17 protein-coding genes are annotated in these 25,063 nt (G+C 61.4%); 3 read left to right on the forward strand and 14 right to left on the reverse strand.

Going from position 1 to position 25,063, the window contains the following annotated elements:
- Positions 1-155: 155 nt before the first annotated feature.
- The 5 genes from PSH91_RS25785 to PSH91_RS25805 form a co-directional block, all read right to left on the reverse strand.
- Positions 156-4,886, reverse strand: a complete 4,731-nt coding sequence (locus PSH91_RS25785; RefSeq protein ID WP_305466937.1) for an RHS repeat-associated core domain-containing protein — start codon at positions 4,884-4,886, stop codon at positions 156-158.
- Between the two features lie 28 nt (positions 4,887-4,914).
- Positions 4,915-5,859 carry a hypothetical protein gene (locus tag PSH91_RS25790; RefSeq protein WP_173406412.1) on the reverse strand — a complete coding sequence of 315 codons (945 nt, stop codon included), beginning with the start codon at positions 5,857-5,859 and terminating at the stop codon, positions 4,915-4,917.
- Between the two features lie 259 nt (positions 5,860-6,118).
- On the reverse strand, positions 6,119-7,042 hold the full coding sequence (locus PSH91_RS25795; RefSeq protein ID WP_076383250.1) for a sigma 54-interacting transcriptional regulator: 924 nt from the start codon (positions 7,040-7,042) through the stop codon (positions 6,119-6,121).
- Between the two features lie 46 nt (positions 7,043-7,088).
- Entirely contained in the window at positions 7,089-7,670 is a 582-nt protein-coding gene (locus PSH91_RS25800; RefSeq protein ID WP_047226799.1) for an alpha/beta hydrolase, read from the reverse strand.
- 213 nt (positions 7,671-7,883) lie between these two features.
- Positions 7,884-8,129 (reverse strand): DUF2789 domain-containing protein, encoded by a 246-nt coding sequence (locus PSH91_RS25805; RefSeq protein WP_047226798.1) that lies wholly within the window; start codon positions 8,127-8,129, stop codon positions 7,884-7,886.
- A 144-nt stretch (positions 8,130-8,273) separates the two neighbouring features.
- On the opposite strand from PSH91_RS25805, the gene PSH91_RS25810 reads away from it, so the two are divergent.
- From PSH91_RS25810 to PSH91_RS25820, 3 genes are all read left to right on the forward strand, one after another.
- On the forward strand, positions 8,274-8,798 hold the full coding sequence (locus PSH91_RS25810; RefSeq protein ID WP_047226797.1) for an NfeD family protein: 525 nt from the start codon (positions 8,274-8,276) through the stop codon (positions 8,796-8,798).
- 1 nt (position 8,799) lies between these two features.
- The gene (locus tag PSH91_RS25815; RefSeq protein ID WP_047226796.1) at positions 8,800-9,561 is read left to right on the forward strand and encodes a slipin family protein; all 762 of its coding nucleotides are present in this window, start codon (positions 8,800-8,802) and stop codon (positions 9,559-9,561) included.
- Between the two features lie 427 nt (positions 9,562-9,988).
- Positions 9,989-10,372, forward strand: coding sequence for a DUF6124 family protein (locus PSH91_RS25820; RefSeq protein ID WP_305466938.1), 384 nt, complete (start codon positions 9,989-9,991; stop codon positions 10,370-10,372).
- A 792-nt stretch (positions 10,373-11,164) separates the two neighbouring features.
- Here the strand turns inward: PSH91_RS25820 and tagQ are convergent.
- The 9 genes from tagQ to PSH91_RS25865 form a co-directional block, all read right to left on the reverse strand.
- Positions 11,165-12,094, reverse strand: coding sequence for a type VI secretion system-associated lipoprotein TagQ (tagQ, locus tag PSH91_RS25825; protein WP_047226786.1), 930 nt, complete (start codon positions 12,092-12,094; stop codon positions 11,165-11,167).
- A gap of 85 nt (positions 12,095-12,179) precedes the next feature.
- On the reverse strand, positions 12,180-13,907 hold the full coding sequence (locus tag PSH91_RS25830) for an SUMF1/EgtB/PvdO family nonheme iron enzyme (RefSeq protein WP_305466939.1): 1,728 nt from the start codon (positions 13,905-13,907) through the stop codon (positions 12,180-12,182).
- Positions 13,900-15,096, reverse strand: coding sequence for an FtsX-like permease family protein (locus PSH91_RS25835; protein WP_305466940.1), 1,197 nt, complete (start codon positions 15,094-15,096; stop codon positions 13,900-13,902). The genes PSH91_RS25830 and PSH91_RS25835 overlap by 8 nt, the downstream gene beginning before the upstream one ends.
- The gene (locus PSH91_RS25840) at positions 15,096-15,812 is read right to left on the reverse strand and encodes an ABC transporter ATP-binding protein (protein WP_139048778.1); all 717 of its coding nucleotides are present in this window, start codon (positions 15,810-15,812) and stop codon (positions 15,096-15,098) included. Before PSH91_RS25840 ends, PSH91_RS25835 begins: the two co-directional genes overlap by 1 nt.
- Positions 15,812-18,862 carry a serine/threonine-protein kinase gene (locus PSH91_RS25845; RefSeq protein ID WP_305466941.1) on the reverse strand — a complete coding sequence of 1,017 codons (3,051 nt, stop codon included), beginning with the start codon at positions 18,860-18,862 and terminating at the stop codon, positions 15,812-15,814. Before PSH91_RS25845 ends, PSH91_RS25840 begins: the two co-directional genes overlap by 1 nt.
- Positions 18,859-19,590: a PP2C family serine/threonine-protein phosphatase gene (locus PSH91_RS25850; protein ID WP_047226781.1), complete on the reverse strand. Its 732-nt coding sequence runs from the start codon at positions 19,588-19,590 to the stop codon at positions 18,859-18,861. The genes PSH91_RS25845 and PSH91_RS25850 overlap by 4 nt, the downstream gene beginning before the upstream one ends.
- Positions 19,591-20,244, reverse strand: a complete 654-nt coding sequence (tagF, locus tag PSH91_RS25855) for a type VI secretion system-associated protein TagF (protein WP_076383101.1) — start codon at positions 20,242-20,244, stop codon at positions 19,591-19,593. It abuts the gene before it with no gap.
- Positions 20,241-23,741 (reverse strand): type VI secretion system membrane subunit TssM, encoded by a 3,501-nt coding sequence (gene tssM, locus PSH91_RS25860; RefSeq protein WP_076383102.1) that lies wholly within the window; start codon positions 23,739-23,741, stop codon positions 20,241-20,243. Before tssM ends, tagF begins: the two co-directional genes overlap by 4 nt.
- The gene (locus tag PSH91_RS25865) at positions 23,738-25,057 is read right to left on the reverse strand and encodes a DotU family type VI secretion system protein (RefSeq protein ID WP_047226778.1); all 1,320 of its coding nucleotides are present in this window, start codon (positions 25,055-25,057) and stop codon (positions 23,738-23,740) included. Before PSH91_RS25865 ends, tssM begins: the two co-directional genes overlap by 4 nt.
- Positions 25,058-25,063: the final 6 nt, after the last annotated feature.

Genomic DNA, 25,063 nt, shown 5'->3' on the forward strand with positions numbered 1-25,063 from the left:
CCGTCGTCATGGACCACGGTCAAACAATGGAAGTGCCAGCGAAGTGCTATCGCTGGCGTGATGTGGACGATACCGATATTTTTTATGCCTTAACAATATCTTTTATTGAGGTGCTTATACCCATAAGCCATAAATGAGCAGGCGTAATTTCCTCGTCAGGCAAATCGGATATCGGCGCTTCGCTTCCTGACGTCACCATAGATTTCGTCCTGTGCCTGCCAAAGCGACTGGCTGCCGAAAAATTCGTCCGCGCGCTGGAGATACTCTTTGGCTTTTTCGATGTACCGGTCTCTATCGATCGTGTACCTGACGCCGTCAACCGGATACTTGACGTAACCGACCACATCCTTGGCTGTCAGTACATTCCTCAGGTCGTTTTGCACAGCGATGAAGTTACGCCGCCCGCCTTCAGGAATCAGACGGCTCGCGGCCTTGGCATATTCACCAACACGTACCGCACGCAAGGCATTGCCACGATTCAATGTCACGGTATCACCGAGTGCCTCGACGGTTTTCTGCAACGCCACGCTTGTGCCTTTGCCCAATACCTTGCCCGCCAGGGAAGCCCCGCCGGACACAACACCCAGCGCAATACTGGTGTAACTGAGAATCTGCGTGGCGACGGCATCCGGGGCTGCCTCCGTCAACACCACCGATGCAATCGATGCCGCGCCTGACACCACTTCCAGCGTCAACGCCGCCGCAGCCGAAAATGACACCCCGACCAAAGGTGCGGATGCGCCAAGGGTCGCAAGGGTCAATGCGACGGAAGCCACAGCAAAAGCAGCAGTAAGACCTATCTTGACCCAACCCCAGGCAGAAATATGGCCTGTCGGGTCGCTGAGATTGATCGGGTCTCCCAGACAATAGGCATAAGGATTGAGGCCGCCGCCATCGAACGGGCTCCAACTGTCGGGCCGGTGGAATCGCATCAGTACCGGATCGTAAGCCCGGTAGCCATTACCCAGCAGGTAACATCCCGTCACGGGGTCCAGCGGCTCGCCATTGAAACCGAACAGGCTACCCAACCCGTCGGACACCGGGCGTTGCCCATAGGGTGAATAAGCCTGCGTGGTGGTGTCTGCACCGGAAAGTGCCTGCAGGACGTTGCCGTAAGCGTCGGTGCAAAACAGCGCCGTCTCCTGGCCTTGCAACAGGGCCAGCAACTGCCGCCCTTCGCGCACGATGCTGCGCCTCTCGTCACCCGCCACTTCGCTGCACAACTGCTCTTGATGGTGGAAACGCCGGTATGCCTTCTCCCCCGTCAGCTCAAAGGCATGGAGCCAATCCGCGGCGTCATACCGATAGCGGGCCAACGTCGATCTGGAGTCCGCCGACGTCACGCTTTCCAGGCGGCCCAACTCGTCATAAAGCAGCCTGCGCCCTTGCCCATCGTTGAGCAGATTGCCGTCCGCGTCATAACTGAAGGTTGTATTGCCCGCCACATAGTCGGGATGACTGTGGATGACGGCACTGAGTTGCGTTTTGTCAGCCAGGTCATACCGATAGTTCGCAATGTTCTCGCCACCTACGAAACGGGTGGTGACCTGACGAATGTTATCGAGATAGTCGTAAGTGAAATCCTGGGAAACGATAACTTTTCCCTGCGTATCCACGGGCGCCTGCTCACCCTTGCAGGCGTAACGCTCCAAGCGGCCACGCAGATCATAGGTGAACGATTCCAGGCGCAGGAGGACGTTCCCGACCTTGAGCGTGCGCTGGCTGAGCTTATCGCCGGGGCCGAACGACTGGGCCAACTCCAGGACGTCTTTTTCCTGGGAGGAGGAACGTCGAAGAACCTCGCGGCCAAACTCGTCGTACACCAGGTCGGTGACCATCGACAGGCCCGATTGAGCGTCGGTGACGGTGATACAACTGAGGTGCTCTTGAGCGTTGTACGAGTAGGCGACGCGGACTCGGCCTTGGGTGATGCCCGACAACCGTCCCGTTTCGTCATAAAGACAGGTGCGATCCGCGCCGTTGACGTCTGTATGGCAAATTGGCTTTCCCATCAACGAGTGGGTTTGCGAACTTTCGAACCGGTCGAGCGCAGTTACCCATTTTTCCTGCTTGAGCCGACCGGACGCAGAATATTCTATGCGTCGCTGCACCAGCGCGTTGGCCGACTCCTGGAGCAGGCCGGTGCGCGGATCAAAACGATGCCTTGTCGAAACCGGCGCCTGGCTGCCTGCGCGCTCGGTGACACAATCATCGAGCAACGGATCAAGGGTGAACCGCAGGACTTTGCCGGCCGCAGTGATCCTCTGCGAAGCGTTCCTGCTGGAGCCTTCATAGACCAATCGTTCAGTGCGACCACCTGAGCGATTGAGCGTAATACGCATCAGCCCATCGTAGGTTCGGCTACCCACCACGTAGTCATTGGCGCTGATTTGCGTGGGATGGTCACCCTGGCTGTGTACCGCGTACTGCTTCTTGATGACCGTACCGTCGGGCAAAACCGTACTCAGGACCCGGCCCGCCAGATCGTAGCTGTAGCGAGTCACCGCCCCGTCAGAAGCCCTTTGCCTGATGCACCGTCCCAGCCCATCGTATTCGTAGGCGGTGACCTCTCGAACAACGCCCGACAGGTCCACCCGTTCGATGCGCGACGGTTTGCCAAAAACGTTCGTGAACGTACGCGTCTTGCCGGCGCCTTCCATCCACTGTGTGCGAGTGAGCGCTACCGGGTCGACCTCATCATGCACGATCACCTGTCCACGGCGACGGACGCGGCTCTGATGTCCCCACGGGTCATACTCGTACAGGGTTTTCAGTGATTTCGCCTGGCCCTCGAACCAGTCGGTTTCTTCATCCGCCTTCAGGCGCCCGAGGCTGTCGTATTCGGCCTGATAGATCAGGCGCATGGGCGCGCCAGGCATATCGACATCCTGCTTCTGGACGCTGATGGTGCGGCCGACCCCGTCACTGCGGGTCGCTGTCTGGACACCCCGCGAATCCGTGACGATGACCGTGACAAACGGATCTTCGGGTGTGAACGGTTGATAGGTGAATTGACGCGACGCTGCGCTGTCGGTGCCTGGCATCACCGTTTCACGGATCAGTTGCCCCAGCGAATCGTATTTCATGCTGACGCTGCTGCCCCCGGATTCACGGGTCTTGATCAGCCAGTCACACTCGTCATGCCAGCTCTGTCGCAAGTGCCTCACGCCTTCGGCGCTAAAGGTCTGGTCGGTGCGGACATGCCCGTTTTCACGCTGGTAGGCATAATGGTATTCAGTCCGCACACCGCCTACCGTTTCAACTTTGCTTTGCAGCCTCGCATGGAAGACGTCATTGACGTCATTGACGTACTTTAATCGACAGTCCACCCGTGGCTCGCTGACGCCGTCTTCGTACAGTGTTTCACTGGCGAGCTGCACACAACGGCCGCCACCGGGACGTAACGAAGGCAGCTCAGCGTAGGTGTAACGGACCACCGTTGTAGGCGCGGCAGCGAAGTCAGGGGAAGCGAAAATGGACTTCTGTTTGAGCAAGGACGGCACGCCCAATGGACTGGCAGGGCAGTCAGCATCCCCTTGTGCGGGGAAGTATTCATAGACTTCACGCACTCCGCTCGGACTGGTCTTTTCCAGCAGATTCCCATGTTCATCATAGGACGTGCGGGTGACCTCGCTTCTGATTCTACTGCGCCCCGCATCCGCGGCATCGCTGCTGTCAAAGAAGCTGTCGCGCACCACGCGTTGCATCTGGAACTGTGGGGGCTGATCCTCGAAAGCCCTATTGGGGACATCGTGGTATTCGATCTCCCGCAGTTGCATCTTGCCGCCACTGATCGTTCTTTGCGAAATCATCGAATGAAAGCGGTTGTAGGTACGCGTGACGCGAGACGCCTCACGCTGACCACCTTCATCCAGGGCGATCTGTATCTGGGTGCAAGCGTACTCGTACTGCCCGCTCAAGCCATAAAGCACATCACTGTCAGCGGTCCAGAGCGCGCGCGAATCGAACCCGAGAAAGTTTCTGCGCGAGTATTCATATTGGCTCATCATGGCCGGCTGCCCCCCGCCGGGGGACATGACCGACTGGACGACAACCGGCAACGAAGAGACCGGCGCCCCCGTAGGCAAGCGATGTCCCTCAGGCCTGTAACTGAGCGTTTCCTGCGCGCCGCTTGGCTGTTGGACGTTGGTCATCAGCAAAAAACCATTGATTCGCCGATAACCAAAGGACCACATCAACTGATTATTTTCGGCCGTGACCAGAATGATGCGCTGGAGTAGTTCATTGTTGAGCGCGAACCGGTATTGGAGTCTTTTTGAAGGCATATCCGGCCACAAGGTAATGGTCGGTGGCGTTCCTCCGTTCTGGGCATAGTCGATACTCAACAGGCGGTGATGTTGGTGATAAACCTCCGTCAGACGTCGCTGTCCGGAGATGAGCCTGTAGGCATAGCGCGTTTGCTTGCCATTGGGGCAATACGCATGCGTCAGCAGCCACTCCTCAGCCGTTGCAGAGGGGCGCGAGAGTATTTCGGTCCGCCCATCGATGTGCTCAATGACAAGTTCATCGCCTTGCACCGTAACGTTCAGGTTATCGAGCTTTTTATCCTTGAACGTGGCCTGGCCTTCGCTGACCAGAAGCTGATAGGTCACGCCGTTCGACAGTGTCAGCTTGCGTCGGCGTTGCTCATAGCTGCAGGTGCGCAGGGACCAGCCGATGCCTAAACCCATGTTTTGATTATTGAAGGAATCATATGAAAGGGTAAGCGGCACCTTCGACCCGCCGGCTGCGTCAGTGGGCGCTGCATCCAGCGCCACGCTGCAACTATAACTACCGGTACGAGGATCAACACCCGAGCGAATGAAACTATCAAACCTGAAGGCAGCCGAAGTTAACTGCTCTTTGAATGGAACTGAGCGACTCATCTATTCTTCCTTGAACATGGTTTCTGATTTACCGGGCGACCCAGACCGCCAACGTCTCTTCAGTTATCCCGACGCGCAGTTGATGGAAATTTCCAAATACATCACGCATTTCCAGTGCAGCACTGTTTCTATTCTCTCGGACCCACACCGGCCCACCCTTTTTTCCGAACGCGAGAACGAATGCAACCGCGCCCTTTTCGCTTAAATTCCTTCCTACCGCATCCGGCCGTTCCCAACTCAAATAGGCTGACGTTCGTATTGCGCGGCCATCGCCATAGCCCACCACGTAATAACCCGAGTATCGATTGTCCGAGCTTCCTATCTGAAGATGCGTCCTCATATAAAAGTCCGCCACAAATTCCATTCGCTGCTGGTCAACGATCAACTCCAGGACAAAACCCTCGACTTTCGCGATATCAGGCGATTGGCTGGAATAGTAGGCGGGGATGGCGCGAACAGAGTACTGCTCACTTCGGTAAACAGCGGGCGCCAGTGGAATCAATACCAGAGAGCCAAACTCGCTGGCCTTGGAAGATAGAAATCTTTTGCCATCGGCCCGCGTGATGCACAGCTGTAAATCTATCGGTGTGTCGGAACGGGTCGTGACATAAAAATCTTTGGTGTAAACAAACTCACCCGACGGCACCGAGCCTTGGATAGGGCCATTCGGAGGAAGCTGGCGAAAACGGCTGTCCTCCCGCTCGGTGTACCTCCAGTCTTTGATGTCTTCGCGGTGCCGGTCTTTGGTCAATGCCAATCCGGTCAATGCATCGACCAGAACAATGGAGTCCAGCTCGGACTGGCTTAGAGCGACACTGCCCCAGAGCCAGTCTTCGACCTCGACAACCACTTTAACCTTCAATTGCTGATAACCGTTGCGGTACAACTGATTACCGCCCGAGACTGAAAAAATCTTAAAGGTTTTCAGGTCCGACCATGTCGCCACGCCAGGTTCATTATTCTTAAGTTCCATTTTCAAATCCTTAGTCCGTTACTTGATTGATAAGTGGCAGCCTTCCAGTTTGGTCGCCACATTGCTTGCGCCATTTAATTAACCATCACTACGGCGCCACCAATCAAGATCAAAACCCAGACAAATTATTTGAATGACAACTTATAACTGGCCGCAAAATGAAACAGCCCCAACATTTACGGGATCCGCGCAACAACAACGCCGACAATATAAAAATCATCAGTACTCAAATGATTCAGTAACATTATTGACGCAGGCATCAGATCCCGGCGATCCATGTCTTTAATCGCTCAAGTTGTTGCCGGTCACCTTGCCTGATCAACTCAAGAACCATTTGCTCAATCACCGTTGCGGGTGTCGGTTGATGCGGTAAATTGAGATGTTCTGGCAATATTTGATCGCCGGTGCTCACCAGCAACGCAAAATGAATGACGTTCTCCAACTCGCGGGTATTGCCCGGCCAGTCGTGCCGTTCCAGCGCGTGCTGCGCGGCTTCGCTGATCAGCGGCACCGCCAGGCCGAGGCGCTGGCTGTAGATGCCCAGGAAGTACTCGGCCAGGGACAGGATATCGCCCACCCGCTCGCGCAAAGCCGGCAACTCGAGTTGACCTTCACTGAGATAGTCATAGAGCCGTTGGTGGAATTTACCGGCAGCCACTGCTTGCGCCAGATCGATGCTGGTGGCCGCAACCAGGCGCACATCCACAGGGCTGGGCTGGTGGGCGCCGACGCGGATGACTTCGTGGTTCTCCAGAGCCGCCAACAATTTTAGCTGGATCGGCAGCGGTAAATCGCCGATCTCATCCAGATAAAGGGTGCCGCCATTGGCCGAGCCGAACCAGCCGGCGCGGCTACTGGCCGAGCCGTTGTGGCTGCCGACGGCATAACCGAACAATTCGGCGTCGGCGTAAGTCGGGCTGATCGCAGCGCAATTGACCGAAACGAACAGCCCACCGCGAGCGCTTTCACGATGCAGGTAACGGGCAAGCAACTCCTTGCCCGTACCGGTTTGGCCGCGAATCAGTACCGCGATCGAGCGCGGCGCCAGTTGCTCCAATGCGTGGCGTAGTTGCCGCGAACGCGGGTCGACGAACACCAACGCCTTGGCGCGAATGCTCAGGGGGCTTTTTTGTGCGTCGGGAAACGTCAGCAACGGCTGACCCAGTGTTTCATGCAAGCTCATGGCAGACTCCCGCCCCAACCGCCGGGAGACGGGAGGGCAAAAAAATTCAGGCGCGACGCAGGGCGTGGTGCTCCATGCGGGTTTGCAGACGATAGAGATAGGCGAACCCCTGCTCCCAACGCTGATGGCCAGACTTGACATTGATATGCCCCGCCCCGGCCAGAATCCCGGCCTCGGCGCCCCAATGACGCGCCAGTTCAAGCGCGCGCTCAACGCTTACGGCGGGGTCATTGTCGGAACTGACCACCTGGCTCGCAAATGGCAGCAGATCGGTGGGAATCGGCGCGAAATTGCGCAACGCAGGCGCGCAGGCCGGCCGTTCGACATCCGCCGGCGCCACCAGTAACGCCCCGCGCACCTGCTGCAGAAACTGCACCGGCGCGCTGGCCGCCCAATGGGCAACCGTGATGCAACCCAGGCTATGGGCAATGAGGATCACCGGCCTGCTGTCGGCGGCAATGGCTTCGGCCAGCGCCGCCACCCAGTCTTCACGCCGAGGGGTCAACCAGTCGGCCTGCTCGACCCGGGCACTGTTGGGCAGGCTGTTCTGCCAATGGGTTTGCCAGTGGTTTTGCGGCGATCCTTGCCAGCCCGGCACAATCAGGTAGCGAATCGATTCGTTGCGCATGGGTGCTCTCCCGCGTGTCTGTTGCAGGCGAGTATAGGGAGGTGAGCCAGATTGATTAAGGAATAAGAAGCTATTTATTAATAACAGTAAAGAATAACAACCTTTCTCTGTGGGAGCGGGCTTGCTCGCGAAAGCGCTGGGCCAGTTGTCGGTGATGCTGGCTGATACGACGCATTCGCGAGCAAGCCCGCTCCCACAGGTTCTGCTTCCGTGTCACTCGTTGCGTCCCTTGCGCAGCAACACATTCAACTGGTCCACCACTTCCGCCCAGTCCGCGTCCTCAAGGATTTCTTCACGCAGTAACTGCTGCTGGCTTGTGCTCCAGAAAAACGCGTCAGCCAAGTGCAGTTCAGGCTTGAGGGGTGAATGGGTCGTGATGAATTTGTCGATATCAACGGGGTCGTCAGACAGGCCCAATTGTTTGAACAGCGCGGGCAGGCTGTGGATCGGGGATTGCATGCGGGACTCCTGAGCATAGATCGGATGGCTGGGTTACTCCCCGCAGTCTAGCCTCTTGACGACCGCCAGACTGATCAAAATTCGATCAAACCACGCGTGAACTAGACTCTAGATAGAGTTCCCAATCACATCGCGGAGGATCCAGTGAACATTCGCTGTTTGATGGTCGCATTGCTGGCCATGAGCGGGCCCGCATTGGCGGCTGACGGACTCGCGCTACTGACGGCCAATCCCTTGGGTTTCTGGCTGATTGCCGCGGGCGTGGCCTTGCTGATCGCCGAGGCCGCCCTGCCCAACTACGGAGTCGCCGGGTTGGGCGGCATCATTCTGTGCGTCATTGGCGCGATCATCCTGACCAACGCCGATATACCGGTCCCACTGATGATCGTCCTGGGTCTGATCAGTGGCTTTTTGCTGATAGCCCTCCTGGTCCGCGCATTGAAAACCCGACCGCGCCAACCCGTCAGCGGCGATGCCGCGTTGTTGGGCAGCGTCACGGCGGTGACAGCGTTACAGGCCGGCAATAACCATCATGGCTGGATCCAGCTGGAAGGCGAACGCTGGCAGGTGACAAGCGCGATGCCGCTGCGGCCTGGCCAGGCCGTGCGGGTCATCGCACGCAAGGGTCTGCTACTGGAAGTGGCCGCCGCTGATTCACAAGGAGCCTGATATGGGTATGCAAATCGGTTTCACGATGCTGTTGTTGCTGTTAATAGCACTGGCGGCTTCAACGTTCCGGATCCTGCGCGAATACGAACGCGGGGTGGTTTTTCAGCTCGGCCGGTTCTGGCAGGTCAAAGGGCCCGGGCTGATCCTGCTGATTCCCGTGGTGCAGCAGATGATCCGCGTCGACTTGCGCACCATTGTCCTCGACGTACCGGCGCAGGACGTGATCACCCGCGACAACGTCTCGGTGAAGGTCAACGCGGTGTTGTACTTTCGCGTGCTCGATCCACAGAAGGCGATTATCCAGGTCGAAAACTTCCTCATGGCGACCAGCCAACTGGCCCAGACCACCTTGCGCGCCGTTCTCGGCAAACATGACCTGGACCAATTGCTGGCCGAGCGCGAGCAACTGAACAGCGACATTCAGCAAGTGCTGGACGCCCAGACCGACGCCTGGGGTATCAAAGTGGCCAACGTGGAAATCAAGCACGTGGATCTCAATGAATCGATGATCCGCGCCATCGCCCGGCAAGCCGAAGCAGAGCGGGAACGACGGGCCAAGGTGATCCACGCCGAAGGCGAGTTGCAAGCCTCGGAAAAACTCATGCAAGCCGCCGAAATGCTCGGTCGCCAGCCTGGCGCCATGCAACTGCGCTACATGCAGACACTGGGCTCCATTGCCGGGGACAAGACCTCCACCATCGTTTTTCCGCTGCCGATCGAGTTGCTCAAGGGGATGGCGGAGTTGTCGCCCAACAAGTCTTGATCAATTGCGCAGGGCATGGAATTCCAAGCGAAAGATCAAAGGATCGCAGTCTTCGGTAGCTCCTACATCCACTTCTGTAGGAGCTACCGAAGACTGCGATCCTTTGATCTTTTCCCCCGCCAAACCCTCGGACATTTCCTTCAATACGCAGCGTTGTTCATGAACTAGGCAGCGATTTCGAGCGCCGCTAACCTTTGTCCGTCATCGCAAAAAACGGTGACACGGACGTGCAAGTCCGATCTAGGAACGCATTCGTTATGGCTATTCGCCGAGCATTTTTCTATGCTCGCCGACTGTTATGGCGGCTGCGCGTGGGAGACTTTCGGGTCTGCCGGGTTCCTGGACCGGTCTTGCACACCTACGTACAGCTGCCACCTTTTTCGAAGTGCAATCGATGGGTGTCGGCTCCACCTCCAGGGAAATCATTATGTTCAAAGCAACACCGAATCCGCCGCAAAGCGGCCATAAATCCCGCGTCGAAGCCCTCGAAGAAAAAAAGCTCGAAGACGCCGCCACCCGCGCCCTCGATTACTACCTCAAACCCCAACCTTCCTCACCGCCCGAACCCGATAAAAACCAGCTTTTCATCGTCGCCCCTCACATCGACACCGAAACCCTGCTCGCCAATGCCTCCGAAGACCTGCTCTCCATCAGCACCATTGCCGCCGACCTGGCTGACGATGTCGATGACTCACGCCGCTGCGTCGCCCTGGCAATCAGCCGCATGGCCGATGGGGTTCAGTTGTTGGTTGAACGGGCGTTGGATCATTTGGAAACGAAGGAGATGGCGGCGCCTGGGACCAAGGGGTAGAGCTTTGCTTTGATGCAAACTGTGCCGACGCCATCGCGAGCAGGCTCGCTCCCACAATTGGATTGGAGTACGACCGGGAGAACCAGGCCGGCTGTCAGGCCGCCTCGCGAGCAAGCTTTGCTCCCACAAGTGCCTGCTCAAACAGGTCCGATTGATGCACAGCCGCATGAGATAGGTCGGCTGTCAGGCCGCCTCGCTTTTGATTTTGATCTGGGGGCCCCGTTAACCACGCTGGCCGAACGCAGGTATTGCGTAGTGGGCATCCCGGCATGGATGCCGGGATAGCCGCGCTGGGCCATGGATGGCCCTTCGCGGCGGGCCCACGGAGCAATGCCTGCGTTCGGGCATGCCGAGCCTAGGCGAGGCACCGAGTGGTGGGGCAAGACCTTTTGGTTACTTTTGGGGCGTTTGCCAAAAGTGACCCGCCGTAAGGGCGGAACCGCCAGCAGCCGCTACCGCAGCAACGGATATGTACCCAGTCAACCAAATCCTGGCCGGCTATCAGGCCGCCATCGCGAGCAGGCTCGCTCCCACAGTTTGATCGACGTACAACCGGGAGAGCCAGGCCGGCTGTCAGGCCGCCTCGCGAGCAAGCTTTGCTCCCACAGGGGATTGAGAGCAGTCGCGGATATTCAAACCAACACAAAACAAATGTGGGAGCGAGCCTGCTCGCGATGGCGGCGTATCAGTCCACATTGATGCCAACTGAACCACCGCTATCGCGAGCAGCCTCGCTCCCACAGGTTTTTGTGCATTGATCACTCCCTCGAGGGAATGATCAGCAACAGTCAATCAAACATTCGGGCAAGGCACCGGTGCCCAGTCACCCAGGTCCGGGTTTTTGCACATGCTGTTGACCTGGCTGGTGCCGGCGCTGGCGACCTGCTTGCTTTCATCCTGCTTGGCCTTGGCGGTCTGCAGAGTTTTTTCGGTGGTGACCGCTTCTTTCGGCACGGTTGGCAACACCGGCTTTTTCGCCGGTTTCACCGCTTTTTTGGTCTTGGTCGAAGCGACAACCGGCTTGGTTTCGGCGGTCGCTACGGTCACCACGTCAGTACGCTGCACACCCACTTGTTGCAGGTCTTTTTCATAGGCCTGGGTGTAGTTGTTCAGGTCTTCGGCGGCTTTGCCGTTGACCGCGACGATCAGGTCGTTGGACTCTTTCAGACCGGAGACGATTTCTGCCAGGCGCTTGCGGCCTTCAGTTTCGTTGACGGTCTTGGCCTTACGGTCGGCCACCAGCTTGGTGAACGCGCTCTGGTAGCACTGCTGCGAAGCCTTGGCGTACGCGGTGCTGCGATCGATATCGGCGGCGCTTTTGTTGACGTCAGCGGCGTAGGAGGCGATGCGCTGGTTGTCATCGGCGATCTGCTTCTGACGCTCGGTGTAGTAACCGGTTGCGCCACCGGCCAAGGCACCACCGGCGGCGCCGATGGCGGCGTTGCGGCCACGGTTTTCCGAATCGGTCAGCGCACCCAACAGGGCACCACCGACCGCACCGACGGCTGCGCCGGTGAGTACCGATTTGGTCATGTTCCCCTCGGTGGAACGCAAGTGCTGCACCGGCTCGTAGCAGTTAGGGTAGTACTCGACCTTGGTGCTCGACGCGACCTTGGAAGTCGGCGACGTAGCGCAGCCGGTCAGGACGGTGCTGAAGCCGACAGCGACCATCAGCAGGTGACGCTTGGAAACCGAAGCAAAAGGTTTACGGGAGAAAAGCATGATTGTGTTCTCTTTTTAAGTGTTGACCAGCTCAGCACGGCCCACCGCCGTCTGAGTCCCTTCCAAGCTCGCTGACAATCAACGATCAAGACCGCTGACTGCTCGATGCGAGCAGTTCCTTCAATATCGCCGCCGGGTCGGCTCGTTTTTGCTGACGATACTGACCGACATGGCGAACGAATAACGTTGCGCGCGCCACCAGGCTCTTGCCCAGCACCGGCTTGCGCTCCAATTCCTCCTTGATGCGTTGAAACTGCGCCTGGATCACGGCATCGGTGTAACGCGTGCCGGTGGCCAGGTTGTCGATGTAAATCGCCACGGCGCCCTCGAGCGCGCTGCGGCCGTTGTTGATGGCCGTGGCGAACAGCTTGGCGCTGGCCTCGTCCTTGGCGTCCAAGGCCTGCTGGCGACTGTTCTGCAAATTGGTCAGGCGAATGTTGTAGTTATTGATGGTCTCGACCACCAGGGCCGCCGACTGGATCAGGTTGCCCGCCGCTTCCTCGCGCTGCTGGGCGATGAGCGAGACGTTGCGCTTGAGCTCTTCGTTGACCAGCCCTAGCTCGGCCTGCAGGCGTGGGTCGACGCTGGCGGCGATGATGCTGTCCAGGCGCTTGGTCGGGTCTTCGGCTTCATCGATGGCATCAGTCAGGGATGCGAGGCGGCCTTCTTTCTCCCATTGGGCGAACAGCTCTTTGTAACGTGAGCGCGGCGCCGACAATGCCCCGACCGCCACGCGGAACCCGGTGGTTTCGTTGCTTTGCTCGGTGCCGTCGGCGGCGAACAACGGATACTCGCGGCGCATTCCGGTGAACAGCGTGCCTTCGCCTTCCAGGTAGTTACCGCCCTTGACCACGAAGCCACCGTAGGCGCCCTGGCGGCGACCGGCATGCACCAGTTGGAAGGACTCCTGAACCATCTCGGCGGCGTTGCCGATCACGTCGAACAAGCCGATGGGATTTGGCAGTTTGATCCCGACGGGCATCAGCCGCGCCGCCTGGCCGGTGCCGCCAGCGACCTGATTGAACACCGCCCAGTCGGCCAGTGGCCCGTCGCTTTCACTGCCTTCCAGACGTCGGGGAAACAAGCGCCCCTCCAGGTCCTGGCGGCTGACGGCTTGCCCGCCACGAGCAGCGAATTCCCACTCGACTTCGGTGGGCAAACGCACAAAGCCCAGCCCGCCGTCTTCGGCGGAGGTGCCGCGACCGCTCACCGGCAGCAGATCCTTGTGGTATTTCATCAGCCAGGCGCTGTACACCGCCGCAAAACGTTCGGCCTCGAACTTGGACAGTTTCACCTTGGGCAAACGCCCGGCCATGCCTTGGGGCAGCTCGGTTTTGAGGGTCTCGCAGGCCGGCGCGGGTTCGCCGCTGGCCAACGACTGCGCCTGGGCCATGACCTGGGCGTATTGGCGAGCGGTGACCTCGTATTTGCCGATGAAGTACAGCATCGGTTTGAGCGGGGTCTTGGCGTCAGCCTTGGGCATCAACGGCGCGATGGTTTTGTTCCAGTCCTTGGGCAGGTCCTTGAGGGTGAACTGGCCGTTGATGAAGTCCCGACGGTAACCGGAAATGAACGACTGCTTATAGCCGGCCTCGCCCTCGCTGAACGGGTAGCCAAGGCTGATCTCCCGATCATCCAGGGTGCCTTGGGCGAGGATGTAGACGTAACGGAACACCATTTGCCCTTCGCACGGCAGCGGCAGGCTGACGTCACCGGGCAGCGGTTTGGGGTTGTCCAGTTTGTCGGTGCTTTCGTCGGCCCAGGTTAAACCGGCCAGGCTCAGCGCCACGGCGGCGCCCAATAACTTATACATCGCGAATTCCTTCACACGCCTGGATGCGCGCCACCCGCCAGCCACCACAAGCCGCCGCCACGGCGCTGACGCCGAGCACGGCCACCAGAGCCAAGGTGTAGTGACGCGGCAACAGATGGCTGGCGTACTCGCCCGGCAACTGCGCAAATAAATAATTGAGGCCCGACTGCGCCAGGCCATACAGCCCGGCACTCAACAAGGCCGCCAGTGCGGCGCTGTAGAGCGCCTGCAACACCACGAACAACAACAGCGCCGCCGTAGAAACCCCCAGCAGGCGCAACACCGACAGTTCCCGGCGCTTACGCTCGACCGCCGCCAGGGCACCGGCAAAAATCGCCGCGAACGCTCCCGCCAACGCCAACCCAGCGATGATCCAGAACACGATCGACAGGTTGCGGCTCAGCGATTGCACCTGTGCGATGGTCTGGGCCTGGGTGGACACCAGCAGGTTCTGCGCCGCGAAATACTCGCGCAGCGGCTCCACATCACCCAGGTTGCGGGCGTACAGGCGAAACGCCGGGTAGACCCGCTGCGCGCTCTGCCCCACCGCGTCGCCCGGCCAGCCGAACGCGGGCACGGCGCGACCGTCGCGGTAATCCTCGGCCGCTTCCAGCAGCGCCAGCGGCGCGAACAAACCATCCCGGGCAAAGGCTTGCAGCGGCAGTACGTGCAACACCTGCACGCGCGTGCGCTGCGCCTCGCTACGACCGGCCACCTGCCGAGCGAAACTGGCCTGCAGCCAATCACCGGCCCTGGCGCCGAGTTTTTCGGCGGCAGTGTGGCTGAGCACCACTTGATCCAGGCCTTGCGGCACCGGCAGGCGCTCAAACAAAGGATCATTGGCCGCCGTGGGGATCATCTCGACGGTGACGGGCTCAGCCTCGCGGCTCAAATCCGCAGTGGCCGCAATCTGCCGCGTGCGGGCCAGGGCAAACGCCACGTCGTTGCGCCGGCCCAATTGCTCGACGAACTCAGCGCTGAACCGGCCGCCACCCAACGGGATGATTTCCCGGGTAGCCGGATCATTCTCGAGGCGCTCGGTGAGGCTGCTGACCAGACCGAATTTCAGGCCGAACAACACCAGCAACGGCGCGACCACCGCCACCAGCGCCAGCACCGAACAGGCCGACAGCCAGGCGTCGTTGCGGTAATCCTGCCAGGCCAGGGAAGCCACCAGCGCGCCGCGCATCAGCAAGCCTCCCCAAGGGTTGCGGTGACGCCACCATCTGCGTCGCGACGACAACTGATGCGCCGCACCTGCAAACCGCTGGCGCGGGCCAGTGACTCATCGTGGGTGGCGACCACACAACACACACCGTGATCGCGAGCCTGGGCCACCAGCAACTGCATGACCCGCTCAGCGTTCAGTGGGTCGAGGGCTGCGGTGGGTTCATCCGCCAGCAACAGGCGCGGCCCATGCGCCAAGGCGCGGGCGCAACTGACCCGCTGGCGCTGGCCGACGGACAAATCCGCCGGCTTCTTGCCCAGTTGGTCGGCGATGTCCAGTTGACCGACCAGGCGCGTGACGCTGCCGTCATCCGCCATGCCAAGCAGTTTGCGCGACAACTCGATGTTGCCGCGCACGTCCAGAAAACCCAGCAAACCACCGGTTTGCAGCACATAACCTAGATGCCGGCTGCGCAGGTCCGCCAAGGCGCCCTGCTGCCCCGCACGCCACAGCGCGGCGATGTCCAACGGCGTGTTGGCCGGTGTGAAGTCAAACTGCCCGGCCTGATCCGGCGCCAGCACCAAGGCCAGCAGATCCAGCAAAGTGCTCTTGCCGCAACCGCTGGGGCCGACCACCGCCAGTTGTTCGCCGGCACGCAATTGCAGCCGTGGAATCACCAGGCTGTAGCGCTGGCTGCCGACGCCCCGGCTTTTGTGTACGGCGCTCATATTCAGCATCACGGCAGCGTCGACAATGGAACGCGGTACAGGGCATCGCCCGGCTCGGCATCGCCGAACCGCACCCAGTTAGCCAGATCGTTGTGGAAGGTCTCGTAGAGACGGATTTTCGAATCCAGCTCGTCGATGAAATCTTCCTGCTCGGCCACGCTCAGGGACAGCCACAAATCCTGGGTCATGTTCAGCGACTTGCTGCGGTACGGCAGCCCTTCGAGGTACTCACCGAGAATCCCGCCATCAGCCAGGTTGCCGCCCTTGCGCAACGCCGAAGGATCACGGCTCATGTAGGCACTGGCGCTGGCGATTTCCTGGAAGAAATCCTTGGGCGAAGTCTGGGTCTTGCGCGCCGCATCGACGATCAGCTTCAGCGACTGCTGCAAGTCGTTGAGTTGCAGCTTGGTCAGCATCACGCACACCTGGAACGCCGGCAGCGCCGGGTTGGTCAGGTCACGGTCGGCAGTCCAGGCGCTGACCAATTGCGGGGCCTGGCTGGCGGATTTGCGCCCCAAAAAGTCCATGTGCATCGCGTAGCCCACCGCCGCCGATTTATCGCTCAGGCTCGGCGCCGCGCCCAAGTGGGGCACGCTTTGCGGTTTGTTGCTGCGCACCTGGTGCACCAGGTCGGCGAACACCGAGCCGATCTCGTCGACGCGCTCACCCAACTTGCGCACATCGGCGCCCGGCACCGGAATGTACAGGTCACCGATCTGCGGGTTGGCGTCGGCGGTCAGGGTGCGATATTGGCTCTGCGCACCGCCGTGGGTTTTCTTGCCAGCGTCGCTGAGCAGGTGCAGGGCGTAGATCTTGATCTGTTTACCCAGCGCCGCCTGCCGCACTTCGGCCTCGTTCATTTGCGTGGCGGCAAACGGATCGTTCTTGCGCAGGGCGCCAGCGTCGGTGACCAACAGAATCAGGCGCCCGCCATAGCCGGACCAGTCCATGCCCTCCACCGCCTCCATGACGCCGGCAAACGCATCCTCGTTGAACGAATGGCTCGACACCGTGGACGCCTTGACCTGTCGCGCCATCTCCATGAAGCGTTGCGGGTCGCGGCCCTGCTCCAAGGTGATCAAGGTCTTGGCGACGTATTCCAGGCCGGGGGTTTTCTGGGTGCTGCTGCGAAAACCCACCATGCCGAAGCTGACACTGTCTAGCTCGCCACGCTCGGCGATGCGGCTTTGCAGTTCGTGGACCACGTCGCGGACCTGATCGATGTAGGGCTGCATCGACACGGTGGTGTCCACCACCAGCACCACGGCGGTACGGAACGCGTCGGCGTTGGCGGTGCTGATGGGCGTGTTGGGGGTAGCCTTCGGCGTGTTGCCGGGATCGATGGAGGCCACGTTCAGCAGCTGCACCGGTTGGCCGGTCTCATCGAAGCTTTCGCGGGAATCGAAGATCGGCAACAGGTAGAACTGATTCTGCGGCACGGCGCTGGCGGCCGGTTCCAGGGCCAGCACTTGCTGATTGTCTTCACGGTTCTGCTGGGCCTTGAGCAAGACATTCCTGGCCGCTGAAGGGTCGGCCAGCAGCTTTTCCACTTCGCCGGGCTGGCGCAGGAACATTACCGGCGCACGGCCGGAACGCTCGGTGAACTTGAGCACCAGGCTTTGCTTCCAGTCGCTGACCTGCGTGGCCGGCAACCAACCGTCGCTGCGCCCGTCCGTGGCCGCGCCGACCCGCAACCAGGGGCTGCCATCGAGGTCTTTGCGCTCATACACGTAGAGCACGGAAAACGCCGGCAAAGCCTTGCCCGGCGCAGCGCCCGCTTCTTCAGTGAGCTTGGCGCCCGGTTTGCTCAGCACTCGCTGGAACAGGGTTTTCTTGCCAGCCATCAACAATGGACGCTGGCCGCCATCGGCCTGCGTTGCCACAGGCGGTTTTGCCGCAGGCACTTCCGGAGTCTTCACCGGTGGTGGATTTACCGGCGGCGTCGAGACAATCGGCGGCTTCGTGGCTTCTCCACCATCGCCCGACAGCCACCAATAAGCCCCACCCCCCAACGCCAGCGCAACGGCCACCGCGACGGCGGCCAGGGCGAATAGCGGGGTCTTGGGCTGCGACGAAACGCTAGAGCGTTGAGTCGGGCTCACCGGCGGCGGGGTTGGCTTGGGCTGGGATTGCGGCTGTGCCGGCCCTGTCGGAATATCGATGGACACCGGAGTCAATCCAGCCAGGTCATCGCCGCTCGGTGGCGTCGACACGGGCAGCGGCAACGGCCGGATCAGCGTCGCTTGCGCCGATTCCTCAGGCAGATTGTCCAGCGCCCGCAAGAGAGCCGCTGCATCCGGGAAACGCTCCGCCGGGTCTTTGGCCAGCAGTTTGCGCAGTACGTCCTGGTAATGACCGTGATGCACCGGCAACTCCGGCAGCGGTTCGGTCAAGTGCGCCAGGGCCGTGGACAGCGCGTCGTTGCCGGTATACGGCAGTTTGCCGACAAGGATTTCGTAGAGCACCACGCCCAGGGCATACAGGTCGGCCCGACCGTCGATGTCTTGCCCACGGGCCTGTTCCGGGCTCATGTAGCTGGGCGTACCGACGGCGAAACCGGCCTGGGTGAATTGGGTGCGGTCGTCCAGAGACTTGGCGATGCCGAAGTCCGAGAGCACCGCCGTACCGTCAGCGCGGAACAGGATGTTGGCCGGCTTGACGTCACGGTGCACCAGGCCCAAGCCATGGGCGTAGCCCAGGGCCGAGGCAATCTGGCGGATGTAGATCAGGCCCTGCTCCGGCGACAGGCCGGCGGCGATGCGCTCCTTGAGCGTGCCGTTGGGCAGGTATTCCATGGCCATGTAATACAGCTCACCGACGTTGCCGATGTCATGGATGGTGACCGTGTGCGGGTGGGACAGACGCGCCAGGGTCTTGCCTTCGCGCAGGAAGCGCTCGCAGAACGTCGGGTCGGCAGCCAGCGCCGCCGCCATGACTTTCAGCGCCACCTTGCGCTCCAGCGAGCGCTGGGTCGCCAGGTAGACGCTGGCCATCGCGCCTTCACCGATCGGCCCTTCGATGTCGTAGCCAGGGATGACAATGTTCAAGGTCAAGCTCATGACGGCACCTTCACGACAACCACAGTGATGTTGTCCGGCGCGCCACGCATCAGGCCCAGGGACACCAGGCTGCTGGCGATCTCACCGGGATCGTCGTGGTTCAGGACTTCACGGATTTCATCGTCCTCGACGGTCTTGGTCAGGCCGTCGCTGCACAGCAGGTAGCTGTCGCCGGGCACCAGCAGCAACTCGACCATCGCCAGATTCAGTTGCGCCTCGACCCCGATGGCACGGGTAACGATGTTGGCCCGTGGATGCACCCGGGCTTCGGCTTCGCTGAGCAGGCCACTGTCCTGCAGGTCCTGGACGTAGCTGTGATCGCGGGAGATGCTGTCGAGCTTGCCGTCGCGCAGGCGATACAAACGACTGTCACCGGCCCACAGGCACATGCCGCGCAGGTCCCGCGCAACCAGCACCACCACAGTGCTGCCCATCATGGTCACGCCACGGTTGGCGGTTTCTTCACGCACGGCGGCGTTGACCCGCAGCAAGTCGCTGTGCAGCGCGGCGACGTATTCGTCCAGCGAGCGGCCCGCGGCAATGCCGCGCAAGCTGTCGACGATCAGGCTACTGACGTAGTCGCCCGCCGCGTGCCCACCCATGCCATCGGCGACCACCCACAGGCCGTTTTCCGGCAGTTCCAGGCACGCGTCTTCGTTGACCTGGCGAACCATGCCGACATGGCTCTTGCTTGCAGACTTGAAGGCTTTCCCAGCACTTGGACGCATCTACACAACACCTTCTTGGCCGAGCAAAAATTGCGCAAAATCAGCGGCGGCCGGCAAACCCTGGCAGCGCATCAGACCGGGCGCGATACGTTCCGAACCCTGGCCCCACCACACGCTCACGCCTTCGCAGGCCGCTTCGGCCAGGGCGCTCATGCGCCGCTGCGGGTCGGTGGCGTCGAAGCGATGCAGGCTGGCAAAGCGGCTGCTCGGCGTGCGCGGCAGATACATCGGGCTGCCGAGGGTCTCCAACTGTTCGTTGAACGCTTCGAAACTGGCCTCCACACTCAACGTGCTCAGCAACAGGTTCTCCACCCGCTCAAACCACTCGTCCGCACCGCCCACCACGGACGCCGGGTCCGCGTCGGGCTCCAGCAACACCGCGACGGTCAGCGGAAAATAGCGGCCGACCCGATCGATACTCGGCATCACCACGCCCACGGCGGCGTCGGGCCCACAGACCCCGGGCGCGACCATGAAGCGCCACAGCGGGCTGACCAGATAGGCATCCAGCCAACGCTCGCCCAGGCCGGTCTGGCTGGCGAGCAATCCCGCCGCCAGCCACGAATCCCACGGGCCGATAAAACTCTGGGGCAAGCCCCGGCTGACGAAGTCCCCGCGGCTGGCCAACTTTCCATAGAAGCCCGCTGTACTCATAGACGCTCCGGCAGGCTGAAGCCGCTGAGCACGCGGCTCTTGAACGGGTTGAAGGCACTGTTGGCCCGCAGCTCGTAAGAGGCGCTGGCGCCGTCGACCCGCAGCCGCAGGTTGAAGCGGTCCGGCGAGTTGCCGGCGGTCAGGTCCGATTGTTCCAACAGGCGGAACCAGGCCCACGGGCCGTCCAGAGTGATACCGGAGCGCCCATTGGCCGAGGGCGGCAGGATCGAGATCCGTACCACGCCGATGCTGCCGGGGTTGGGCCACTGCATGGCGGTCGGACGACTCGGGCCGTGGTCGTAGCTCAGCTGCTGGCCGTCGAGGTCGAGCAAAAACTGGGTGATGGTCGAGTCCATCGCCACCGGCTTGAGCTCGAAGCGCACCATCGGCTGGGTGCCGCCGGAACGGAAAAACGCATCGCGGATGGTGGCCGCACGCTGGAAGGTTTGCAGCACGCCAGGGGCGATACCGAGCTTCTGTGCCGCACCCGGCTGCCAGCGCCAGGCCGGGGTCGAGGTGTCGACGTAGGGCTGCAGGTATTTGCGGAAGTAGTTGTCCATCACCCCGCCGACGCCGAAGAACTGACCGAAGTCGTCCAGGGTTGCGTCCCGCGCACTGCCCGGCGACATGGGATAACGACCGGCCAGGGACTGGCGGTAGATGTTCACCACTTCGCTGGTCCAGGCGGCGTTCAGTTGATTGCGCACCCCGCCCATCATGCTGTTGGTGGTGGAGTTGACCACCGATTTGACCAGGCCTTGCACCAGCGGCGGCTGGCGTTCGGCGTTGAGGCTGACCCGTGTGGCAGCAGCCTGGGCCTGGTTCTTGGCTTCGCCGAGCAGGGCGTCGCCGCTGGCGCCGACCATGGCGCTGACCTGCACGTACAAGGCATTCATGTCGGCGAGCAGGCCATCGATAGCCGCCGGTTCGCCTTCGTTTTTGCTGACGATGCTGTTGAGCTCGGCGAAATGCGCAGTGACCGGATCAACGCTGGCCTGGGGTGCGTTTTGCGCCGCTTGCTCCTGGCCGAGCAAGCTGCCCAGGCGCTCCTTGAGCTTGTCCACACCGCCTTCGACCTGCTCGCCTTGGGCCGCCAGCAAGCGTTCCTCCTGTTGCAGGTCGGTCTCTTTCGCCACCGCCACCAGCAGTTTTTTCAACGGCGAACTTGGCCCGGACAGGACCCGCAAGACATCGGCGGCCTGGGCCACGCTGGTGATCGGCACAAAGTCGATGTCGGCCAGCAAGGCGTCCCATTGGCGCTGATAGTCCTGGAAATACAGGCGGCGCACTTCGGCGGCCAGGCTGGCGACGTCCTGCTGCCCGGCCTCGTCGCGACCCAACACCCATTGCTCTTCAGCCAGCGTTCCAGCCTGGTTCAGGCTGGTGAGCAAAAAGCCCTGGCGATAGCCCTTGACCGTGAAGAACCCGCTCAGTGGCTCGCCCAAGGGTTTGCCGCTCTTGCGGCTGAACACCAGCGCAGCGTCGCGCCCGGCGGCTTCGTTGAGGCGAAAATCGGCGATGCCCTCGGGCAGTTTCTGGCGCTTGACCCGGTCATAGACGCGCTGGGCCACGGGCAGTTGCTGCAATTGCCGGCGCAGGTCTTCGATCAAGCGCGGGTCCAGGCGGGCGGTGGGCGGACGACGCTCGAACAGCGCCTGTAAATGCTCGCCCAGGGCCAGCCGTTGATCGGCCGGCAGGTCACGCGGCAGGCTGCGGTCCCAATCCAGGGCAACCCAGGCCTTGATGAAGTCGGCATCGTAGTGCTCGTTGTCAGCGAGCATCAGGTAGGCCTTCAATCCTTCATAGAGGAAATCCGAACTGCCGCCGCTGTGCAGTTGCTCTTCGATACGTGTCAGCAAGCGTGGCGCGAACACGGCGATCAGCAACTTGCGATAGACACTGCCGGACTCGGCTTCGAGCATGTCGCCCTGATACAGACCCAGGCCCTCGGCCCAATCGGGCGCGTCGTCGGCCAGGTGCTTCACGGCGTTGAGCAATGGCAATACGGCGAGGACATCGCGTTGTGCCGGACTGAGGCTCTGCACGGCCTGACCCAGCGGCGCGACTTTCTGATCGACCTGGGTGATGTACGCCTGGTTGGCCCGATAGCTGATCCACCACAACGTCGAAACCACCAGCACCAAAGCCACCGTGGAGGCCAATACGCCCCGGGCGATCCACTTGCGTCGACGCTCGACCTTGGGATCGACGCCCACCAACCCACGCTCGGCGAACGCCACGGCGGTGAAGAGTTTTTCGATGAAGTAACTGCGCCCGGTGCCAGTCTGGCGTGCCAGGTGCTGGCGGTCCAGGTTCATGCTTTGGGCCATGGAACCGATCAAGCGATCGATCGGGCTGCCTTCCTGGGTGCCGCTGGTGAAATATACCCCGCGCAGCAGCACACGCTCTTCGAAGGCATTGGGTTTGAACACGCCTTCGAGGAAACTTTGCAGACAATCTTTCAGCGCACCGAACTGTTGCGGGAAACCGTAGATCAAGTCGCGCCGCGCCGGGTCGCGCTCTTGCTGCAAGCGTTCCACCAGGCGGTCGTTGAGGCGCTGCTCAAGGCCGGCGAATTCGCTTTGCAGATGCGCCAACGGGCTGTCGTTGCTCTTGCCATCGTCCAGGGCGAAGGTCATGCCCCAGACCTGGGCGCGCTCTTCCTTGCTCAGGCTGTCGAAGAACTCCATGAACCCGGGCACCAGGTCGAGCTTGGTCAGCATCAGGTAGATCGGGAAGCGTACGCCCAGTTGGGTGTACAGCTCCTGGATGCGCAAGCGAATCGCCGCAGCATGAGCCGCGCGCTCGGCGTCGCTGCCCAGCAGCAGGTCCGACAGACTGATGGCAATGAACGCACCGTCAATCGGGCGACGGGCGCGTTGTTTTTTCAGCAGCCCGAGAAAGCCCAGCCAGGCGGCCTTGTCGACGGTCGCGTCGCTGTCCTGAGTGGTGTAGCGGCCAGCGGTGTCGAGCAGCACCGCCTGGTCAGTAAACCACCAATCGCAGTTGCGCGTGCCGCCCACGCCCCGTACCGCGCCGGCGCCCAGTTGCGCGGCCAACGGGAAATGCAGCCCGGAGTTGACCAGCGCAGTGGTCTTGCCCGAACCCGGCGGGCCGATGATCACGTACCACGGCAGTTCGTAGAGGTTGCGGCGCTCGTCCCCACCCAGCTTGGCTTTCTTCAACAGCGCCAAGGCTTCGTCCATGCGCTGGCGCAGGGTTTCGAGTTCTTCGGCCGTCGCGATGCTGGTAGGGTCGGGCGGGGTTTGTGCGGCCAGGCTGCGCATGACTTCGGCGGCCTGCCGGCGCGCCTGGATGATGCGAAACACCCGGTAGGCGATCCACACCGCAAACACCAGGATGATCAACGCCCAACGACGGCCTTCGGGCACTAGCCAGTCCAGCAACGGGCCGACGAACCAGATGATCAGGCTCAGGGCGATCAGCCCCAGCAGCGGGATGACCCAGCGGATCATAAAACTGAAAAACGCCTTCACTCGACCCCCTCCGCCAATACTGTGATTTCAACCCGACGATTGCGCGCACGCCCCTCTGCGGTGGCGTTGGAAGCCAACGGCTCGGTGTCGCTGCGGCCTTCGGCGCTGAAGCGCTCGGCCTGGCCGGTCTTGGCCGAAAGGATTTGCAGCACCGACTTGGCCCGCGCTTCGGACAACGCCCAGTTGGATGGGAACCTGAGGGTGGCAATCGGGCGATTGTCGCTGTGGCCGGTCACCAGGACCTGGCCCTTGACCTTGCGAATGGCATCGGCGATGCGCAGCATCAGCGGCTCCAGATCGTCGGAGATGCTGGCGCTGCCCGAGGCGAACAGTTCATCGCCACGGATGGTCACCACCGAGCGATCCACGGCATCTTCCACCGCGACCCGACCGGCCCGGATTTCATCGGCCAGGAAACCGGCCAGGCGTGGTCGTTCGATCACTTTGGGCTGCACCACGGGGCGGTCGATGGCCTGCACCGGGATTTCTCCCAGGGCATGGATGTTCTTGAACACCGGCTCGGCATCGGAAGCCAGTTTCATGCGCAGACCGAACAGCAGCGCCAGCAACAAGGCCGCGCCGATGGCCACGGCGATCCACGGCGGCATGAATTGCGCCAGCCGATCCCGGGCCACGGTAACGCCGCGCCAGTGCGGCGACAGCTCACGTTCGTAGTCGCCACGGGCGCTGCGGATCACCGCGCTGGTGCGCTCGCGCAAGGCTTCCAGTTGGCTGCGCCCGTCGTTCATCACCCGGTAGCGCCCTTCAAAACCCAGGCACATGCACAGGTACAGAAGCTCCAGTAGGTACAAGCGTTCCCGTGGACTTTGCAGGCAATGCTCCAGAAGCTGGAACACCTTCTCGCCGCCCCAGGCTTCGTTGTGCACGGTGATCAGCAGGCTCTGTTTGCCCCAGTCGCTGGTGCCGCCCCAGGGGGTACTCAACACGGCTTCATCCAGGGCGGTGCACAGGGCGTAACGAGCCAGCAGCACGTCATTGCGCACCACGCCGGCGGCTTCGGCGCGCTCCTCGAATTGACGCAGGTACGCCAACAGCTGCGCCCGCAGGCTGGCCGGAGCCGGATGGGCAATGGTGTTGCGCAGGCGCGTCAACAGCGCCAGCAGCGGACCGGCCGCGCTTTCCAGCGGGTTGAGGCCTTGGGCCTTACCGGTCAGGACCGGGGCGGCCGGCATCGACAGCGGTGCGGGCGCCGGCTGTGGACGACCAGGGTCCGGACGGCCAGAGTCCGGGCGGAATGGGTCGGCGCCACGGCCACCGGGCGTCGGCATGAACTGAGTACGATCGTCGTTGCTCATCGCGGT

This window comes from Pseudomonas sp. FP1154, assembly GCF_030687245.1.
Lineage (GTDB): Bacteria > Pseudomonadota > Gammaproteobacteria > Pseudomonadales > Pseudomonadaceae > Aquipseudomonas > Aquipseudomonas rhizophila.

Excerpts from the sequence above, each read along its gene's own strand:
- PSH91_RS25800 (WP_047226799.1), bottom strand. The coding sequence starts at position 7,670 with ATGCGCAACGAATCGATTCGCTACCTGATTGTGCCGGGCTGGCAAGGA.
- PSH91_RS25815 (WP_047226796.1), top strand. The coding sequence starts at position 8,800 with ATGGGTATGCAAATCGGTTTCACGATGCTGTTGTTGCTGTTAATAGCA.
- PSH91_RS25850 (WP_047226781.1), bottom strand. The coding sequence starts at position 19,590 with ATGCGTCCAAGTGCTGGGAAAGCCTTCAAGTCTGCAAGCAAGAGCCAT.
- PSH91_RS25790 (WP_173406412.1), bottom strand. The coding sequence starts at position 5,859 with ATGGAACTTAAGAATAATGAACCTGGCGTGGCGACATGGTCGGACCTG.
- PSH91_RS25835 (WP_305466940.1), bottom strand. The coding sequence starts at position 15,096 with ATGCGCGGCGCGCTGGTGGCTTCCCTGGCCTGGCAGGATTACCGCAAC.
- PSH91_RS25845 (WP_305466941.1), bottom strand. The coding sequence starts at position 18,862 with ATGAGCTTGACCTTGAACATTGTCATCCCTGGCTACGACATCGAAGGG.
- PSH91_RS25840 (WP_139048778.1), bottom strand. The coding sequence starts at position 15,812 with ATGCTGAATATGAGCGCCGTACACAAAAGCCGGGGCGTCGGCAGCCAG.
- tagQ (WP_047226786.1), bottom strand. The coding sequence starts at position 12,094 with ATGCTTTTCTCCCGTAAACCTTTTGCTTCGGTTTCCAAGCGTCACCTG.
- PSH91_RS25785 (WP_305466937.1), bottom strand. The coding sequence starts at position 4,886 with ATGAGTCGCTCAGTTCCATTCAAAGAGCAGTTAACTTCGGCTGCCTTC.
- PSH91_RS25820 (WP_305466938.1), top strand. The coding sequence starts at position 9,989 with ATGTTCAAAGCAACACCGAATCCGCCGCAAAGCGGCCATAAATCCCGC.
- PSH91_RS25795 (WP_076383250.1), bottom strand. The coding sequence starts at position 7,042 with ATGAGCTTGCATGAAACACTGGGTCAGCCGTTGCTGACGTTTCCCGAC.
- tagF (WP_076383101.1), bottom strand. The coding sequence starts at position 20,244 with ATGAGTACAGCGGGCTTCTATGGAAAGTTGGCCAGCCGCGGGGACTTC.
- PSH91_RS25865 (WP_047226778.1), bottom strand. The coding sequence starts at position 25,057 with ATGAGCAACGACGATCGTACTCAGTTCATGCCGACGCCCGGTGGCCGT.
- PSH91_RS25805 (WP_047226798.1), bottom strand. The coding sequence starts at position 8,129 with ATGCAATCCCCGATCCACAGCCTGCCCGCGCTGTTCAAACAATTGGGC.
- PSH91_RS25830 (WP_305466939.1), bottom strand. The coding sequence starts at position 13,907 with ATGTATAAGTTATTGGGCGCCGCCGTGGCGCTGAGCCTGGCCGGTTTA.